Source organism: Lacticaseibacillus chiayiensis, assembly GCF_004123795.1.
Taxonomy (GTDB): domain Bacteria; phylum Bacillota; class Bacilli; order Lactobacillales; family Lactobacillaceae; genus Lacticaseibacillus; species Lacticaseibacillus chiayiensis.
In genome coordinates this window covers 1-1,133 of record NZ_MSSM01000114.1, presented here as the reverse complement: position 1 = coordinate 1,133, position 1,133 = coordinate 1, and the positions used below count along the sequence as shown (strand labels likewise).

The window sequence follows — 1,133 nt, the reverse complement described above, 5'->3', positions numbered from 1 at the left end:
TTTTAGTAAGTTCTTACTTCGCAATTCCTCTGCAACCACTAAATCGTGGTTCTTGATGAGTGTGGTTGAGACGTTGTGCAAGAAGTTCTTACGCCGATCTAGAACCCGTGCATGAATCTTAGCAACTACCAAGCGCTGTTTTTGGTAATTCTTACTGTTACGTAACGGCCGATGCTCTTTCTTTGCCCTTCGGGCACGGCGCGACAAAACACGTTGAGCCTTAGCCAGTCGTCCCTTAATCGTTCGATAGTGGCGCAGATTTGCGACAACTTTGCCATCACTGGTCGTCAAGAAGTTTTTCACGTTGAGGTCAATGCCGGTTTGCCGATTGGTTTTGGCCGGCTTCGTGATGAACGGTGTATCAGAACCCAGCTGCATGGATAAAAAGAAACGGTCCGCAGCGTCCTTAGTAATCGTGACCATGCCAATGCGAGTTTCTGCTTGCCGACTCAGCAATCGTTTGTGGGAGCCTTTAATGCGTAGCCGACCTAACTTAGGCACTAAAATGTGCTTGAGGTCTTCAAAGCAGACAGTCCCGTTGGTTAGCTGCGCCGTTTCCTGCTTGATATATTGGCAATTAGTCTGATAGCACCACGCATAGCTTTTACGGTGGAATTTTGGGACGCCAGTACCATGAACCTTCCGAAAGGCTTTCCATGCCTTGCGGTAGTTCCGGATAGCGTTAGCCTTAGCCAGACTGTCAATGCGCTTGTCTTCTAAGAATTGGAAATGATTGGACATCTGCTTGGCATTTTGCCGTAATTCAAGCTGCTTGATTCGAGTTTGAACCGTATCAATTGGTAGCTTGACTTGTTTTAATTGCCAGAGTTCTTTACCAATCACCACCATCTCGTTATAGACGAAGCGACTGGCATCGCTGTTAAGCTTAATCAATTGCTTTTGGCGGTCACTTGGGTAGATGCGAATCTTCAAGCCATAATGATATTCTAATTGTGCCATTGACTTCATTTAATCTCACCTCTTTTCTTGCTATGATGGTATTATAGCGTTAACCAATAACCCTAACAATTGAGGTGACTTTTATGACTCAAGGAAAAAAACCAAGACGCTGTTTATACTAGACGCTATATCTATAACTTTCATTACCATTTGATCTGGGTAACGAAATATCG

The 1,133-nt window shown here is 44.6% G+C and carries 1 protein-coding gene and 1 pseudogene; one reads left to right on the top strand and one right to left on the bottom strand.

Features of this window, described 5'->3' with window-relative positions; all coding sequences use genetic code 11:
- Positions 1–969: RNA-guided endonuclease InsQ/TnpB family protein (locus BVJ53_RS14905; protein ID WP_129302987.1), on the bottom strand; the 969-nt coding region annotated here is incomplete at its 3' end.
- Positions 970–1,050: 81 nt separating this feature from the next.
- On the opposite strand from BVJ53_RS14905, the pseudogene BVJ53_RS15435 reads away from it, so the two are divergent.
- Positions 1,051–1,133 (top strand): annotated as a pseudogene (locus BVJ53_RS15435) (IS200/IS605 family transposase); the annotation flags it as partial.